This window comes from Hyphococcus luteus (genome assembly GCF_002943565.1).
In the GTDB taxonomy this organism is placed as follows: Bacteria; Pseudomonadota; Alphaproteobacteria; order Caulobacterales; family Parvularculaceae; genus Hyphococcus; species Hyphococcus luteus.
Genome location: NZ_PJCH01000001.1, coordinates 488,665 through 504,293, shown reverse-complemented (window position 1 = coordinate 504,293; position 15,629 = coordinate 488,665). Strand labels below are relative to the sequence as shown.

The following is a 15,629-nucleotide window of genomic DNA, read 5'->3' as shown; positions in this document are numbered from 1 at the left end:
GACAGACGTTTGGTTTTAATTATGAATAGTGTGACGATCGAGGTTCGCGCCTGCGCAACTTAAGATTGCGCCGCCCAAAATAGCGGAAATGATGGACGCCAGAAGCGTCGCCAGCTTGACGGATGCGAGCTGTGGATCGGAAAAGGCGGCCGTCGCGATGAAAATAGACATGGTGAAGCCCACACCGGCCAGGCAGCCTGCGCCTAATAATTGAAGCCAAGTAATCTCGGACGAAAAACGAGCCCATCCCATATGAACAGCAATATAACAAGCTGCGATAATCCCTAAAGGCTTGCCGATTGTCAGCCCGAGAATGACGCCCAGGCTTTCCGCGGAAAATGGCGAAAAATTGGAGCCGTCAATAATTATACCCGTGTTGAAAAATGCGAATAACGGCAGGATGAGGAAAGTGGTCCAGTGTTCCAACGCCCTTTGAAGATGATGTCCGGGCTCTCGCAAACGGGCGATCGCCTTTTCCAACACTCCGATCGCTGCAGCGGCGGTATTGTGGGCGAATGGCGCAATATTGTTATCCGCTTTTTCGGCGATTATTGTCGCCTGTGCTGCGACTTCCGCGATATTTGCCGTGCGGCGAGATGGTATAATCGCCGCCGTTAATACGCCGGCAAGCGTCGCGTGCAAGCCGGAGGCATGTATGAATATCCAAAGCAGGACGCCTAAGGCCAGATACGGCGTCAGCTGATAGACTCTTCCACGGTTTAAAAGCGCCATGAGTACCAAACACGCTAATGCGCCTGCCAACGCTGAAAAATGCAATCCATATCCGTAAAACACGGCAATTATGACAATTGCGCCCAGATCATCCGCTATTGCGAGGGCGGAAACGAAGATTCTGAGTGAATTCGGCACGCGCCGTCCCAGCAGCGCCATAATCCCTATTGTAAAAGCGATATCAGTCGCCATAGGCACGCCCCAGCCATGGGCGGCGGGGCCTGACCAATTGAGGGTTGTATATATCGCGGCAGGCATGAGCATGCCGCCAAGCGCGCCGGCGAGCGGCAATAGCGCGGTTGAAACGGTCGATAATTCGCCCCAAAGTATCTCTCGTTTGATTTCGATACCGACGATTAGAAAAAAAATCGTCATCAACCCGTCATTAATCCAGGTTTGCACGGGCAACGCGAAAGAAGATCCGCCAAGCGCCAGTGCAAAGGATGTTTGTCTGATGGAGTCATAAAGCGGATGAAATCCAATATTTACAAAGACCAAAGCGGCAATGACGGCTAGCCCCAGAATTAGGCCCCCTGACGCCGCCCACCCAAAGAAACGTTCGCTTGCGCGCTCGATGCGAAAGCCAAAGGGTTTTTCGATCGTTTCAAGGATCGACATCTCGTCCCAGGATCCAAAATAGTGATGGCCGTCGATCAAAAGAGCCGGAACTTGAGTAATGCCAGCGAGTTCTGCCGAGCGGTGGTCGGCTGCGACATGCGCGTTTGTTGCTTCGGAGTTCAAATCTTGGTTGAATTTTACGTCCTCGACGCCAATTGTAGATGCTAGTTTTTGAATGTCACTCAATTCAAGGCTTTGACCGCGTTGGAAAAGCGCTTCATGCATTTCCCAGAATTTGTCTTGTTGGCCGGCCGCAATAGCTGCGCGAGCGGCGAGCTCAGCAATATTGCTGTTGGCTTCGGGGAACTGTCGATAAACATAGGCAATTTGGCCAAAGGATCGCTGCGTGATCCGGCGCATGATATCACGCAGTCTTCGGCAAGGCTCAGATGTATAGCTGCCGTATAACACCATTTCGCGACCACAATTTATGTCGCCGATATTAAAGTCATGCTTCGGGTCGATGGTGGGTGGCGCAATTGGCCCCAAATTCGTCATTATATCTTTTGTTCAGTGTTCCAATTAATCATATCTCTGCGCAGGATGCGTAATGTGGTTGGTTGTAATCATTCGGCGCCTCGACGCCGCCAGGAGCGGACAGACGATTTGCGGCGCTGCAATGTCTTTCCAACAGGTTGGCGTTAGCGTGGAGAATATTGCCATATGCGTCTGCGGCACGCCACTGAAGAGCATGGGACATGATGATTGCGATCGCAGCCGCCATTGTGTCGTCCCGGCCAAATTTAACTACCGCGTTGTCAAATGCAGTTAGGAGTGTATCGATTGCGCCGGATCCAGAGTTGTCTGAACTTTTTGCTCCAAGTTGATTGTCGATACACTGAACCATGACGTTCATCTCTCTTATTTCAATGCATAGCCTGTTTTCAATTTACATTTATGCAGCCGAAGACCAGATGATTCCTCATTCTGGCGTTTCTGTTATGAGTTGAACCACTTCAGTTCGACCATCCGAAGATAAGGCTTGAGCGTGCGGTAGCCCTGCGGGAAAATACGGGTCGCCTCTTCCTCAGAAAGTTTCGGGGAAATAACAACTTCCTCTCCGGGCTTCCAATTAACAGGCGTCGCCACGCTATGTGCATCGGTCAGTTGAAGGCTGTCGATGCTGCGTAGGATTTCTGAAAAATCCCGTCCGGTGCTGGGCGGATAGGTGAGTGCGAGCCGAATTTTCTTGGACGGATCGATGACGTATACCGCTCGGACCGTGATCGTCGGGTCGCATTCAGGATGGATCATATCATAGAGTTCAGCAACCTTGCCGTCGGAGTCAGCGAGCATTGGAAAATCCACTGCATGACCCTGCGTTTCCTGAATATCGGAGACCCATTTGCGGTGCGCATCCACGGGATCGATAGAAAGGCCGATCACTTTGACTTTCCGTTTCCTCCATTCTGGCCCGAGGCGGCCGACTTCGCCCAGCTCCGTCGTGCAAACCGGCGTGAAATCTTTCGGATGGCTGAATAAGACGCCCCATGACGAGCCAAGCCAGTCATGAAACCGGATGGGACCATGAGTGCTTTCTTGCTCAAAATCGGGCGCGGACTGGCCAAGCTGTAGGGTCATTCTTGATATCCTTTGCGTTGGAATGTTCGCCAAGCATGATCCGCGAAAAAACATCAAGCAAACGAATATTATTGGCTTTTAAATGCAAGAAAATTGCATTTATAATGGGCCTCAGGAAATCGGGGTTAAAGGGGGCAAGTCCGTATTCCCTTAATGTGAAAGAGGTTGCATCCATGGATATCAATGTGGCGCGGACTTTTCTGGAGATCGTAAAAACTGGCAGCTTCGTCAGCGCCGCAGCAAACCTGAATCTCACGCAGACCGCGGTCAGCGCGCGCATTCGCACGTTGGAAGATCAATTGGAGCGCCCGGTATTCATCCGTAACAAAGCCGGAGCGCGCTTGACGCCCGCAGGAGAAAGATTTTTCAGGTTTGCCACAACCCTCGTTCAGGTTTGGGATCGGGCCAAGCAGTCTGTTGCGTTGCCTCCGGGTCGTGAAACGATCGCCATGGTCGGGGCGGAATTGAGCCTATGGAGCCCGCTCCTTCGTCATTGGCTGCTATGGATGCGACGCGAATGCCCGGATATTGCGATCAGCACGGTGATCGGCGGTTCCGATCAGCTAATGGAGCGCGTGCAGGAGGGCTCGCTCGATGTCGCCATTCTCTATGGGGCGCCGCGTCGACCTGGCGTCATCACGGAGCTGTTGTTCGAAGAAAAGTTGGTCCTGGTTCGAACGACCCCGACCGATCAGCCGCTAAACCCAGAAGATTATGTGCTGATCGATTGGGGCGAAGAGTTCCTGGCAGGCTATCAGGCGGCGTTCCCGGAACAGTCAAATCCAGTGATCAACATCGGCCACGGGCCGCTCGCGCTTGAATATATCCTCGCGGTCGGCGGCGCCGGTTATTTTCGCCAGGGCTTCATCCGGTCCTATCTGGAGGAAGGCAGGCTGGCGCTTATTCCCGATAGCCCTGAATTCTCCTATTCGGCTTATTTGGTTCATTCGACCAAAGCCGATCAGGGCGTAATCGACCGCACCCGCAGCGGATTCCGTTCAGCCGCGGCAATATCCGCTTGAGCGAATCTCGTCGCCGCAGTCCTCAGTTCATGTGTATTTCGCCCGACGCGTAACATAACAACAAGATTTTTTATATTATGATGCATTAAAACTCGTTTGTGTTTATTTAATCAGCAAGGCAACGTGCATGTCACTCTGGTTGCCTTCCTCCCCAAGGGCGATCTGCAGCAGGCGCGCGTGGCGCGCTTGCTGCTTTTGTGCGGCCAGGCGTTCGAATAAATGGCCCTGCAGGATTCAATTTTGGCTGATAATACGAATTCTTCGCTAACCAATGAGCAGCGTGCGCTCGTCGACATTTTGGCGGCGCAGTTGGACGCCGGGCAAGCCCGTTGGGTTAGCGCCTATTTTGAAGGCTTGAGCGTCGGAAGAGTGGGCGCTGCGCAATCCGCGTCTATTCAATCCACATCGGTGAATTCGCAAACCGCGCGAACATTGACCATTCTGTTCGGATCCGAAACCGGCAATGCCGGCGAACTCGCGAAGTTGCTCGCCGAGCGGGCCGGCCAGGCTGGATTGGCGCCGACGGTTATTGACATGGCGGATTACAAAATCCGCAGTCTTGCCGGCGAGCAGGACCTACTTATTGTTGTGAGCACGCATGGCGAGGGCGATCCGCCACAGCCGGCGGCTGGGTTTTTCGAGTTCGTCGAGGGCCGCAAAGCCCCAAAACTAGATCAGTTGCGGTTCGCCGTTCTGGCCCTCGGCGACTCCAGTTACGAATATTTCTGCGAAGCTGGCAAACGTCTCGACCGGCGTTTTGAGGAATTGGGCGCGAGCCGGCTTGCCGACCGGATCGATTGTGATATCGATTATGAGGAGCCTTTTGAAGAATGGCGCAAGTCCGTTCTCGGACTTCTGCACATCGAAAACGTATCCTCGTCAGTGTCAACAACGCCCGTTTCGGGCAGCGGCTTAAATGCGTCCGCACTTAAACACGACAAACGAAACCCGTTTATGGCGACCGTCATCGACAATCTCCCGATTGTCGGGCGCGGATCGTCGAAAGAAACGCGTCATATTGAGGTGTCGCTGGACGGATCCGGATTGAATTATGAACCGGGCGATGCGTTGGGAGTTCTGACGTGCAACGATTCAGCTGTGGTGACCGCGCTTCTTGAGGCGCTGGAGTTCAACGCCGAACACCAACTGGAACTCAAGGGTGAGACGACAACAGTCAAAGATGCATTTGCGCATCGCTTTGAAATAACGACCGCGACGCCGCGCTTTCTTGAGTATTGGGCGCGTGTAACGAAGGCGGATGAACTGCGGACACTCTTGCAGGAAGATCGGTCGGCCGACCGCGCCGTTTATTTGCACAGGCATCATATAATCGACATTGTGCGGCGTTTTTCCTGCCGCGTCACGCCGGAAGATTTCGCGACAAGTCTTCGCCCACTCCAACCGCGCCTCTATTCGATCGCCTCAAGCCTCGCCGCGGCGCCCGACGAAGCGCACCTCACTGTCGCCCCCGTTCGCTATGACCTTCACGACGAAACGCGGACGGGTGTCTGCTCAGGGCTTCTCGCGGATCGGAGCGAGCCGGAAACGGTGTTGCCGGTCTATATTCAAACCAACACCCATTTCCGTCTGCCGGATGACGAGGCGCCAATTATAATGATCGGTGCGGGCACAGGGGTCGCCCCTTATCGAGCATTTCTTCAAGAGCTCGAGGCGGCGGGCAAGGACAATCAAAGCTGGCTGTTTTTCGGGGAGCGGAATTTCAGGACAGATTTTCTTTATCAGGCGGAATGGCAGGGTTGGTTGAAGGACGGAACGCTCACTCGTATGGACGTCGCTTTCTCGCGGGACGGGCCCGAGAAAATTTACGTCCAGCATCGAATGCGCGAACAGAGTAGGGACGTTTTCGACTGGCTGGAAAGCGGCGCGCATATCTATGTATGCGGCGACGCAGTCAATCTGGCCCCAGACGTAGAAGAAGCTTTGATCGATCTGGTTGCATTGGAATCTCGGACGAGCCGAGAGGCGGCGGAAGGCTATGTCCGTAGCCTAAATGCCGATCACCGCTATCATCGCGACGTTTATTGAGGCCTCATCATGAACGAGAACGCGAAGTCCCGCGAACACGATATTTCCCAGCCGCTCGATCGGCTTAATCCCGATGAACGCATGAAGGCTGAAAGCGACTTCCTGCGCGGAACGATAGGTAGCGGGCTGGGGGACAAGATCACCGGCGCCGTGCCCGACGCCAGTGATGTCAAGTTGATGAAATTCCACGGCATCTATCAACAGGACGATCGCGACCTCCGAGACGAACGGCGCCGCCAGAAGCTGGAACCGGCCTACCAGTTCATGATCCGTGTGAGGCTTCCCGGCGGCGTTTGCTCGACGGCGCAATGGCTGAAACTCGACGAGCTGGCCCGCGCCCATGGCGGGGAAACTCTAAGGCTGACGACCAGGCAGACTTTTCAGTTCCACTGGGTGCTGAAAGACCGTCTGCGGCCGCTTATCCAAGGTCTGCATGAAGCGCTGCTCGATACGATCGCCGCCTGCGGGGATGACAGCCGCGGCGTCATGTGCACTGTCGATCCAGCATGCTCCTCCATGCATGCCGAGGTCGCCGCGCTCGCCAAACGCGTCAGCGACCATGTCATCCCGCGGACGCGCGGCTATCATGAGATCTGGTATGGCGAGGAGCGGGTTGCGACATCCGAACAGGAAGAACCTTTCTACGGCCGCACATACATGCCGAGGAAATTCAAGATCGGCTTCGCACTTCCACCGTCCAATGACATTGACGTTTATGCGCAGGATCTTGGCTTTATCGCCATCGGTGACAAGACCGGCCTTAGAGGTTTCAACGTAGCGATCGGCGGCGGCATGGGGCGCACAGACAAGGCTCCACAGACTTATCCTCGATTGGCGGATGTAATCGGTTTCGTGACGGCGGACCGATTACTGGATTGCGCCGAAGCCGTGATGGGCGTGCAGCGGGACTATGGCGACAGGAAAGACCGACAGCGCGCCCGTTTCAAATACACGATCGACGACAAAGGGCTTGATTGGATCAAGGGCGAAATCGAGCGCAGGATGAGCGCGCCATTTGAAACAGCGCGGCCGTTTCATTTTGATTCGAATGGCGACCGATTCGGATGGGTGAAGACCGAAGATGGCCGCTGGCACTTCACTTTGTTTATCGAGAATGGCCGGGTGTCGGGACCGCTGCTGGACGGTTTGCGTGCGATCGCCCGCATCCATCATGGCGCCTTTCGGCTCACCCCGAACCAGAATCTGATCATCGCCGGCGTTGCAGAAGAAGACAAGGCTGCAATCGAGGCGGTGCTCGATGAATATCGCCTAACTGAACAAGCCGCATCGGTCATTCGCCGAAACTCGATTGCCTGTGTCGCTTTTCCGACTTGCGGTCTCGCCATGGCCGAAAGCGAGCGATATCTTCCCGGACTGATCACGAAAATCGAAGCAATGCTCGGCCAAAAAGGTCTGGCGGACGAACCAATCACCATCCGCATGAGCGGCTGTCCAAATGGTTGTTCCAGGCCTTATATCGCTGAAATAGGACTGACCGGCCGCGCGCCGGGAAAATACAACCTTTATCTTGGCGGAGGTTTTCACGGCCAGCGGCTGAATCGCATGATATGTGAAAATGTCGGCGAGGAAGCGATACTCGGCGCGCTGGATCAAGCTTTTACGAAATACGCCAACGAGCGCGAGAACGGCGAGCGCTTTGGCGATTTCTGCATTCGCGCAGGCATGGTGCGGGAAGTGACCGAAGGACGCCTTTTCAATGAATCATGAAGGCGGACGATCGTGCGGGCCGCAAACCGTCGCCGCAACCTTCGGCGTCGCGACGGACAGGGCGTTCGGCGCGGTGTCGCCACCAATATATCTGTCGAGCACCTATACCTTCGAAGGATATAACGAACCTCGGTCTTACGAATACGGCCGTTCGGGCAATCCTACGCGAGAGATGCTTGCAGAAGCGCTTTCGAAATTGGAGGGCGGCGCCGGCGCCGTCATCACGTCAAGCGGGATGGCGGCCATTGACCTGCTGCTGGGACGGTTGCGCCCCAACGACGCCGTCATTGCTCCGCATGATTGTTATGGCGGAACGCACCGGCTTCTGAAGGCGCGTTCGGCGTTAGGGCAATTTTCCGTGAGCTTTATAGATCAGGCGGACGACATGGCCCTATGCGAGGCGTTCGCCGGCGGGCCTTCTCTCATCTTCATTGAAACGCCCAGCAATCCGCTGATGCGCGTTGTAGACATTGTAAAAATCGCGCTTATGGCGAAGGCGGCCGGCATTTGTGTCGCGGTGGATAACACGTTTCTGTCGCCCGCGGTCCAGCGGCCGATCGCACTTGGCGCCGATTACGTTCTTCATTCTACGACAAAATTTTTGAATGGGCACTCGGATGTGATTGGGGGCGCCGTCGTGGCGGCGAACATTGAAAAGGCCCGGGAGCTCCGCAACTGGGCGACTACAGTCGGCGCTTGTGGTTCGCCCTTCGACGCCTGGCTGACCATGAGAGGGCTGCGGACGCTTTACGCCCGGATGGAGCGCCAGCAGAAAACGGCGGCCCTGCTGGCGGAATGGCTGCAGGATCATCCGGCTGTGAAGATTGTTCATTATCCTGGATTGGCGTCGCATCCGGACCACAAGCTCGCTTCGAAGCAGCAAACCGGATTCGGCGCGATGCTCAGTTTCGAACTAGCGGGCGGGAGTGACGCGGCGCGGATCTTCGTGGAATCGCTCCGCGTGTTCACGCTTGCCGAGTCGCTTGGGGGCGTCGAGAGCCTTGTCGCCCACCCCGCCACCATGACTCATGCGGATATGGGTGAGAGGGCGCGGGGCATAGCGGGGATTAATGACGGGTTGATCCGCATTTCGGTTGGCCTTGAAAACGAACAGGATCTGCTCACCGATCTTGCCGCCAGCCTGAAGGCCTGTTGAGGGCGATATGCAATCGCTTGGCATTTGACTTTTTTGTTATATCGGAAACGTGGCAATGGCAGCTGTTGCTAATGGTTCAACATGGGGACCCCATATTGATTGCAGGGAGGCAATTCAGCTCCATGACATTCGTCGTCACCGATAACTGCATTTTGTGCAAATATACAGACTGTGTCGCGGTTTGCCCTGTTGATTGTTTCTATGAGGGCGAGAACATGTTGGCGATACATCCTGACGAATGCATCGATTGCGGAGCATGCGTCCCTGAATGCCCAGCCGAAGCTATCTTCCCGGATATTCACACTGCGATCGAGCCGCAGTGGATCCAGTTAAACCGAAAATATTCCGAAAAATGGCCGAATATCACGCAGCGAAAATCGCCAATGCCGAACGCGGTGGCCTTAAATGGCGTTCCGGATAAGCTCCGATTTTTGAATTCTGCACCCGGATGCGGCGATCAATAAAGGAACGTTCTCATTCGCGCCTGCCGTAAGAGTGTTCGGCGGCAGGCCCGCGCATAGTGGTAAATGCATGCCAGGTGGCGTGACCGAGGAGTGGGAAAACAACAATCAATGCGACAAAACCGGTTGCAGCGCAAAATATGAAAAGAGCAACGACAAGAAAAGCCCAGCTGAGCATGACTTGAAGGTTGTTCCACACAAGCGCCATGCTTTGCCCCATGGCGGTAAAGGCATCAGTGCGCTCTTCGAGAAGCCGTGGAATTGCAAACACGCTGATTGAGAAGGAAAAAGCGGCGAATAAACCGCCAGTTAGAGTTCCGACGATAAGCAGCATCCAGCCCATAGGCGTTCCGAGCAAGACGGGGAGGATTTCATCCAGACCTGGAAATGGGCGAAGGCCGAAAAAGAGGGCGTATAGAAGGATAGCGGCGCGATTCCATAACATCATGAGGAGGCAAAGAAGCAGCCCCACAAAAACAATCTGCCCTCCAGAGCGAATCCTGACGAAGGCCATGTTAACGAAGGATACGGGCTCTCCCGACGCCAAACGGCGACTCTTCTCATAAAGACCTGTCGCAGCCAGAGGAGCCACAACGAGAAATCCTGATAACGCGGGGAAAAGGACGTAATCGTATTCAAGATGAAAAATGCTGAACAGCACCAGCAGCGAGACCAGGAAAAGCAAAACGCCGTAAGCAATGCTAAGTTCCGGGCGACGTACAAAGTCCCGCCATCCGGCGGAAAGCCACAAAAGCGCAACGGTTGGTTTGAGGTCGCGACGCCAGTTCGTCCTGCTGGCGGCGAGCGGTGGAAGCACAGGGGGAAGCGTATCCGTCGTTTTCGAATTGACCATAGTGGCCTCTCTTGTTTCAGCAGGACGATTGAGCGGCGCGGAATCCGCCTTCAGGCTCTGGTGCTTTCAGATGCGGCACGCAATCCGGCTGCGAACGCATCGATGTCAGTATTAGATGAGCGTTGGCGGCGGCAAAGGCGACGATTAATATAATTGAAGCAAGGCCGGCTTTTGTCCGTGTTCCGATCGGTTTCATGGCGAATTCTGGCCAAGGTCAAGGAGGTAGATCATTAGGATTTTCCGATCTGCATTGGATAACCGGCTTTCCCAGGCAGGCATGTGCCCCTGACGCCCATTGTAGATTGACTCATATATTGATGCAGCATCGCCGCCATAAAGCCACGTGTTGTCCGTCAAGTCAGGCGCACCGGTCTGATGCGCGCCGTGTGCGTCGGAGCCATGACACGATGCGCAATTATCAACAAAGATCTTCTGGCCGGCCGCCAATTGCTCTGGCGAACCATTGCCACCCTTATTTGCATCCGAGAGCGACTTTACAAACGCGCTTACATCGATGATCGCTTTGCGATCAAGCATTTGATCGCGACCCCATGCCGGCATTTGAGAAAAGCGACTGTCCGGATGGCCGGAGTTAACACCGGCCCGAATAGTTTCGAAAATTGCGTCTGGCGTTTGTCCCCACAACCACGCGGAATCGGTAAGTTTTGGGTAGCCCGGTCCGCCTTCGGCGCGGGCGCCGTGGCAGGCGGCGCAATTGTCACCAAACAGAGCGTGGCCGGTTTCGCGAATATCTTGCATTAATTCGGAATCAGACATAATGGCGGAAAGCTCTTCTTTCTCGATGCGCGATGCCCAGATGGAGCGCTTTTCTTCAGCCGATTTAAGGTCTGTCGCGACGTTCTGACGGACATCGGCGCCGAGCAAGCCTTTCGTATATGTATCCCCCAAAGGCCATGCCGGCATCAGGATCCACCAGACTACGGAAAATATCACGGTGGCAATGAGGAAGGCCCATATCGGCCACGGTACAGCCGTATTCAGTTCCTTGATGCCGTTCCACTCATGTCCGGTCGTCCCGTGGCCGGTGTGAGGGTCGCGTTCAATCACGCCCATGGCCCGCTCTCATCATCCATGATGCTTTTTTTCGCCCGGTCAAAATTCTTCCGGTTTCCCGGCCAGAACGTATAAACTAGGACGCCGATCGAGAGCCCTATCAGATAGAAAAGCCCCCACGACTTGGCGAACGCAACCAAAATGTCGTGTTCCGGTCCGTTCATTCAGCATCTCCCGATGATTTCTGTTCATGTGCCGCGTCGGTCAATCGGCCGATTATCTGCAGATACGCGACGAGGGCGTCCATCTCGGACACTGAGCCGGGATCGCCGTCAAAGGCGCGAATATGAGTGGCGTCGCCGTAGCGCGTCACGACTCCATCAGCCAGGGCACTGAAGGGCGCCGCCTGTCCATACGCATCCTCAACTGCTTTTTCTATCATGCTGTCTGTATAAGGCACGCCAACCTTTTTGAGCGCAGTTAGATGCATTGAAAGGTCGTCGGTACGCAATTGCGTCCGTGCAAGAAAGGAATAGGCAGGCATAATCGATGCCGGCACGACATCGCGAGGGTTCTCTAGGTGTGCAACATGCCATTGATCGGAATATTTACCTCCGATGCGCGCAAGGTCGGGGCCTGTCCGTTTTGAACCCCACAACATTGGATGATCATATTGGGATTCTACAGCCAGCGAGTAAGGCCCGTAGCGTTCGACCTCATCACGCAAGGTGCGAATCATCTGCGAATGGCAGGCATAGCAACCTTCGCGGACATAGATATTGCGGCCGGCGAGTTCCAGCGGGGTATAAACGCGCATTCCCGGCGCCTCTTCTACGGTCTGGTCGATCGTGAAGAGAGGGGCGATCTCGACAATGCCCCCGATGCTGGCGGCTATGATGATCGCGATCACAAGGCCAACTGAATATCGCTCAAGTTTGTAATGGGCCTGGAACATGTCTGCCTATTCTCCCGGGCGCAAACGAGATTGTCCGATTGTCGCTGGTTGCTCGTTGCGTGTTTTCGCAGCGGCCGGGGAGCTGCGGATTGTCATGCAGATATTATAAAACCCGATGACTGCGCCCATGAGAAACAGCAGCCCTCCCGTTGCGCGCGCTATGTAATATGGATGCATAGCGTTCAAGGAATCGATGAATGAGTAGGCAAGCGTGCCGCTGTTATTGTATGTACGCCACATCAGGCCTTGAATGACGCCTGAATTCCACATTGCAAAGACGTAGATAAAGATGCCTGCGATTGCGAGCCAGAAATGGACTTCCACGAGCACAGGAGAATAGATTCGCTCGCGTTTCCATAATTGCGGAACGAGATAGTAAAACGCTCCGAAGATAATCATTGAGTTCCAGCCGAGCGTGCCGGCATGAACATGGGCGACTGTCCAGTCTGTGTAATGCGATAGCGAATTTACTGGCCGAATAGCCAAAAAGGAGCCTTCGAAAGTCGCCAGGCCGTAAAACAATGCCGCAACCATCATGAAACGCAACGTTGCATCGTCGCGCACTTTGTGCCAGGCGCCGTTCAGCGTTAGCAGCGCGTTGGCGGCGGCGATCCAAGACGGCACCAGCAGCATCACTGAAAAAGTCATGCCGAGCGTCTGCACCCATTGCGGCAGAGCCGTATAATGGAGGTGATGAGAGCCGACCCACACGTAAAAAAAGGTAATGCCCCAAAAGCCGATGATGGACATTCGATAGGAAAATATGGGCCGGCCTGCACGCTTCGGCAGATAATAGTAAAGCATGCCGAGAAAGCCGGATGTTAAAAAGAACGCCACAGCGTTGTGGCCGTACCACCATTGCACCATCGCGTCCTGAACGCCGGCGAAAACAGTGTAACTCTTCGAGCTTCCCAGCGAGACCGGCATTGCCAGATTATTGACGATATGGAGCATCGCCACTACGAGCACGAACGCCAGATAGTACCAGTTTGAAACGTAGATGTGAGGCTCTTTGCGACGGGCAAGCGTGCGCAGATAAAGCGCAAAATATGCTATCCATACTATCGTCAGCCAGATATCCGCATACCATTCTGGTTCGGCGTATTCCTTCGACTGGGTAACGCCCATGAGATACCCAGTGACAGCCAGGATGCAAAAAAGGTTGTACCCTCCCAGAACAAACCACGGGCTTAACTGATCAGCGAGACGGGTCCGGGAAGTGCGCTGCATTACATGGAAAGATGTCGCAATCAGCGCATTGCCGCCAAATCCGAAAATTATGCCGGTCGTATGAATTGGTCGCAATCGGCCGAATGAAGCCCAAGCCGCGTCGAATGTCATTTCCGGATAAGCGAGCAGCCACGCCACCCAGTCGCCGACGAACATGGCGACAATGGCCCACAACATGGCGATAATAATGCCAGCTTTGATCGGCTCGTCATAATAGTGGGAAAATCTCTTTTCCGTCGGCTCTGGTAGATGAAAACCACTAATTACCAGAAAAACGCCGCTCAGACCGAACGCCAGAATGATAAAACCTTGCGCGCCGAGGGGGTCATGGCGTCCCGCGGCGCTAAGAACGAGGCCGACGAGGGAGAGAAGACCCGAGATGACAAGTGCAATTTGACGTTCTGTATCTGTTAGAGTTGAGATCATGCCGGCGTTCTCTTTTCGTGCGCGCCAACACCTTGCCCGCAAAGAAAGAGTGTATAGGCCGGATGCGCTGATATTAATATATATCATGCATATATCTTTGAGGTGTTGGAAATGAAAAGGGCGCGTTATGTCGCGGCGCGAAGATTTGTCGGGCGTCGCCATGGACAAAGAATGAAGAACGCGCCCTTATTGTTGGACAAGCTATGGCGAATTAGAATTGTTCTGTCTGAGACTTAATGATATATTACGAATATATGTTATAAAATAGCACGATCACTTCAAGGTTTTACGAATAAGCGGCGGGATTTGGCTGCTGGAGCGTCGCGATATTTACGTGGAAGGCAACTGATCGTGAAAAAAGGACGCCCGTCGCATTCCAGCGATGAGAGAAGGCGTAAGATGGCCAAAAGCGAAGATGAGGGCGGCGTGTCCCAAACTGAACGGCGGACCCGTATCGCCGCAGACATTGTTGAGAACACGGGGATTGACGAAGAGTTAATTCGAAAACTTGTTCACGAATTTTATGCCCGTGTCCGGGAAGATGATATTCTTGCGCCTATATTCGATCATCATATCAGTGATTGGACGAGCCATCTGGAAAAAATGTGCGCGTTCTGGTCATCAGTTGCATTAATGACTGGCCGATACCATGGCCGTCCCATGGAGAAACATTTACCGCTTCCGGTCGACGCCCGCCATTTTGATCGATGGCTCGCTTTGTTTGAAGAAACCGCGAAACAGGAATGCTCGCCTGCCGCCGCCGAACATTTTATCGAACGCGCCCGGCGCATAGCAGAAAGTCTGGAAATGGGAATCGCCTCTAATTCAGGCGTTTTGTTGCGTAAAGGGGAACGATATGTGCGCGGAAAAGCGACGCCTAAGACGGCGGAATAGGAGAAATCGTCTTGGCCGATGAAGAAAAAGGAATTAAGGAATATGCATCGCCGCCATGTTCAATGCATGAGGTAGACCCCGAATATTCCGGACTGGGCGCGTCTGTTATGAGGCGGGAAGACGTCAATCGTTGGCGTAAAGCCGAAAGGGCGCGTCAGATCGCATCTCGATTGGCGCTGACACCGGAACAACGGCGTGCCTATGGCGAAAGAATAGCCGGCCACCTTAAGGATTTAATCGGGGATCTGGAAGGCTTGGTCGTTAGCGCCTATTGGCCAATTCGCGGGGAGCCCGATCTCAGGCCCTTCATGGAGACGTTGGCCTCCGCAGGCGTGCAAACGGCGCTGCCGGTTGCTATCGAGTTGGGACGCCCTCTTGTTTTCCGTCTGTGGAAGAAAGGCGATCGACTCGAAAAGGGATTGTGGAAAATTCCAGTTCCTGCGGACGGCGCCGAAGTCGTCCCGGACGTCGTAACCGCGCCCGTAGTCGGGTTTGACCGGCAAATGTACAGACTTGGATATGGCGGGGGATTCTTTGACCGGACACTCGCGGCCTTAGCGAAACGCCCACGCGTATTTGGCGTAGGATACAGCTCCGCCTGTTTGCCTACGATTTACCCGCAAGCACACGACATTCCGATGGACTTTATAGTCACGGAACGTGAAACAGTGGGGATTCAAGCTGGTGAGTAATGCATGTGGGCTGGCGGTTCGTCAGGCTGCAGCGCAAAATTAACGGGGCGGCGCTTGGCGGGGTGTCGCAATTGGGAAAATCTCCAACCGTCTTGTTTGCTGGCGGTCAGATAGCTTCAGGCGCGCGTCTTTGTTTGCAGGCGTTGCGAAATTAGTTCGGGCGCACGTGCTATTTGCTATGCTTGTTGAACTAGGGCGGCGGGCGCGGTAGCGCGCCTTCT

At 54.4% G+C, this 15,629-nt stretch carries 16 protein-coding genes; 7 read left to right on the top strand and 9 right to left on the bottom strand.

Annotated features, from left to right (window positions below; genetic code table 11):
- Positions 1 to 15: 15 nt before the first annotated feature.
- The 3 genes from nhaA to CW354_RS02175 all read right to left on the bottom strand — a co-directional run bounded on the left by nhaA (position 16) and on the right by CW354_RS02175 (position 2,931).
- A complete protein-coding gene (gene nhaA / locus CW354_RS02185) occupies positions 16 to 1,848 on the bottom strand; it encodes a Na+/H+ antiporter NhaA (protein ID WP_104828392.1) in 1,833 nt (610 codons plus the stop codon).
- A 28-nt stretch (positions 1,849 to 1,876) separates the two neighbouring features.
- Complete coding sequence (locus tag CW354_RS02180; RefSeq protein WP_104828391.1) at positions 1,877 to 2,206, bottom strand: hypothetical protein; 330 nt, start codon at positions 2,204 to 2,206, stop codon at positions 1,877 to 1,879.
- Positions 2,207 to 2,289: 83 nt separating this feature from the next.
- Positions 2,290 to 2,931, bottom strand: a complete 642-nt coding sequence (locus CW354_RS02175) for a peroxiredoxin (protein ID WP_104828390.1) — start codon at positions 2,929 to 2,931, stop codon at positions 2,290 to 2,292.
- 173 nt (positions 2,932 to 3,104) lie between these two features.
- Between CW354_RS02175 and CW354_RS02170 the strand changes: the two genes are divergently transcribed.
- From CW354_RS02170 to fdxA, 5 genes are all read left to right on the top strand, one after another.
- Positions 3,105 to 3,953 (top strand): LysR family transcriptional regulator, encoded by an 849-nt coding sequence (locus tag CW354_RS02170; protein WP_104828389.1) that lies wholly within the window; start codon positions 3,105 to 3,107, stop codon positions 3,951 to 3,953.
- Positions 3,954 to 4,172: 219 nt separating this feature from the next.
- Positions 4,173 to 5,999 (top strand): assimilatory sulfite reductase (NADPH) flavoprotein subunit, encoded by a 1,827-nt coding sequence (locus tag CW354_RS02165; protein WP_104828388.1) that lies wholly within the window; start codon positions 4,173 to 4,175, stop codon positions 5,997 to 5,999.
- Positions 6,000 to 6,008: 9 nt separating this feature from the next.
- Positions 6,009 to 7,727, top strand: coding sequence for an assimilatory sulfite reductase (NADPH) hemoprotein subunit (cysI, locus tag CW354_RS02160; RefSeq protein WP_104828387.1), 1,719 nt, complete (start codon positions 6,009 to 6,011; stop codon positions 7,725 to 7,727).
- Positions 7,717 to 8,883, top strand: a complete 1,167-nt coding sequence (metB, locus tag CW354_RS02155; protein ID WP_104828386.1) for a cystathionine gamma-synthase — start codon at positions 7,717 to 7,719, stop codon at positions 8,881 to 8,883. The genes cysI and metB overlap by 11 nt, the downstream gene beginning before the upstream one ends.
- A gap of 122 nt (positions 8,884 to 9,005) precedes the next feature.
- A complete protein-coding gene (fdxA, locus tag CW354_RS02150; protein ID WP_104828488.1) occupies positions 9,006 to 9,347 on the top strand; it encodes a ferredoxin FdxA in 342 nt (113 codons plus the stop codon).
- 10 nt (positions 9,348 to 9,357) lie between these two features.
- Here the strand turns inward: fdxA and CW354_RS02145 are convergent, their stop codons facing one another.
- The 6 genes from CW354_RS02145 to ccoN are packed head-to-tail and all read right to left on the bottom strand — an operon-like array spanning position 9,358 to position 13,822.
- Positions 9,358 to 10,197 (bottom strand): DUF2189 domain-containing protein, encoded by an 840-nt coding sequence (locus tag CW354_RS02145; protein WP_104828385.1) that lies wholly within the window; start codon positions 10,195 to 10,197, stop codon positions 9,358 to 9,360.
- Positions 10,198 to 10,213: 16 nt separating this feature from the next.
- Positions 10,214 to 10,393 carry a hypothetical protein gene (locus CW354_RS02140; RefSeq protein ID WP_104828384.1) on the bottom strand — a complete coding sequence of 60 codons (180 nt, stop codon included), beginning with the start codon at positions 10,391 to 10,393 and terminating at the stop codon, positions 10,214 to 10,216.
- Positions 10,390 to 11,271, bottom strand: coding sequence for a cytochrome-c oxidase, cbb3-type subunit III (gene ccoP, locus CW354_RS02135; protein WP_104828383.1), 882 nt, complete (start codon positions 11,269 to 11,271; stop codon positions 10,390 to 10,392). Before ccoP ends, CW354_RS02140 begins: the two co-directional genes overlap by 4 nt.
- A complete protein-coding gene (locus CW354_RS02130) occupies positions 11,262 to 11,435 on the bottom strand; it encodes a cbb3-type cytochrome c oxidase subunit 3 (protein WP_104828382.1) in 174 nt (57 codons plus the stop codon). Before CW354_RS02130 ends, ccoP begins: the two co-directional genes overlap by 10 nt.
- The gene (gene ccoO / locus CW354_RS02125) at positions 11,432 to 12,166 is read right to left on the bottom strand and encodes a cytochrome-c oxidase, cbb3-type subunit II (RefSeq protein WP_104828381.1); all 735 of its coding nucleotides are present in this window, start codon (positions 12,164 to 12,166) and stop codon (positions 11,432 to 11,434) included. Before ccoO ends, CW354_RS02130 begins: the two co-directional genes overlap by 4 nt.
- A gap of 6 nt (positions 12,167 to 12,172) precedes the next feature.
- Positions 12,173 to 13,822 carry a cytochrome-c oxidase, cbb3-type subunit I gene (gene ccoN, locus CW354_RS02120; protein WP_104828380.1) on the bottom strand — a complete coding sequence of 550 codons (1,650 nt, stop codon included), beginning with the start codon at positions 13,820 to 13,822 and terminating at the stop codon, positions 12,173 to 12,175.
- Between the two features lie 399 nt (positions 13,823 to 14,221).
- Between ccoN and CW354_RS02115 the strand changes: the two genes are divergently transcribed.
- Together CW354_RS02115 and CW354_RS02110 are read left to right on the top strand one after the other, a co-directional pair.
- Positions 14,222 to 14,716, top strand: coding sequence for a group III truncated hemoglobin (locus CW354_RS02115; RefSeq protein WP_104828379.1), 495 nt, complete (start codon positions 14,222 to 14,224; stop codon positions 14,714 to 14,716).
- An 11-nt stretch (positions 14,717 to 14,727) separates the two neighbouring features.
- Complete coding sequence (locus CW354_RS02110; RefSeq protein WP_207764619.1) at positions 14,728 to 15,408, top strand: 5-formyltetrahydrofolate cyclo-ligase; 681 nt, start codon at positions 14,728 to 14,730, stop codon at positions 15,406 to 15,408.
- Positions 15,409 to 15,629: the final 221 nt, after the last annotated feature.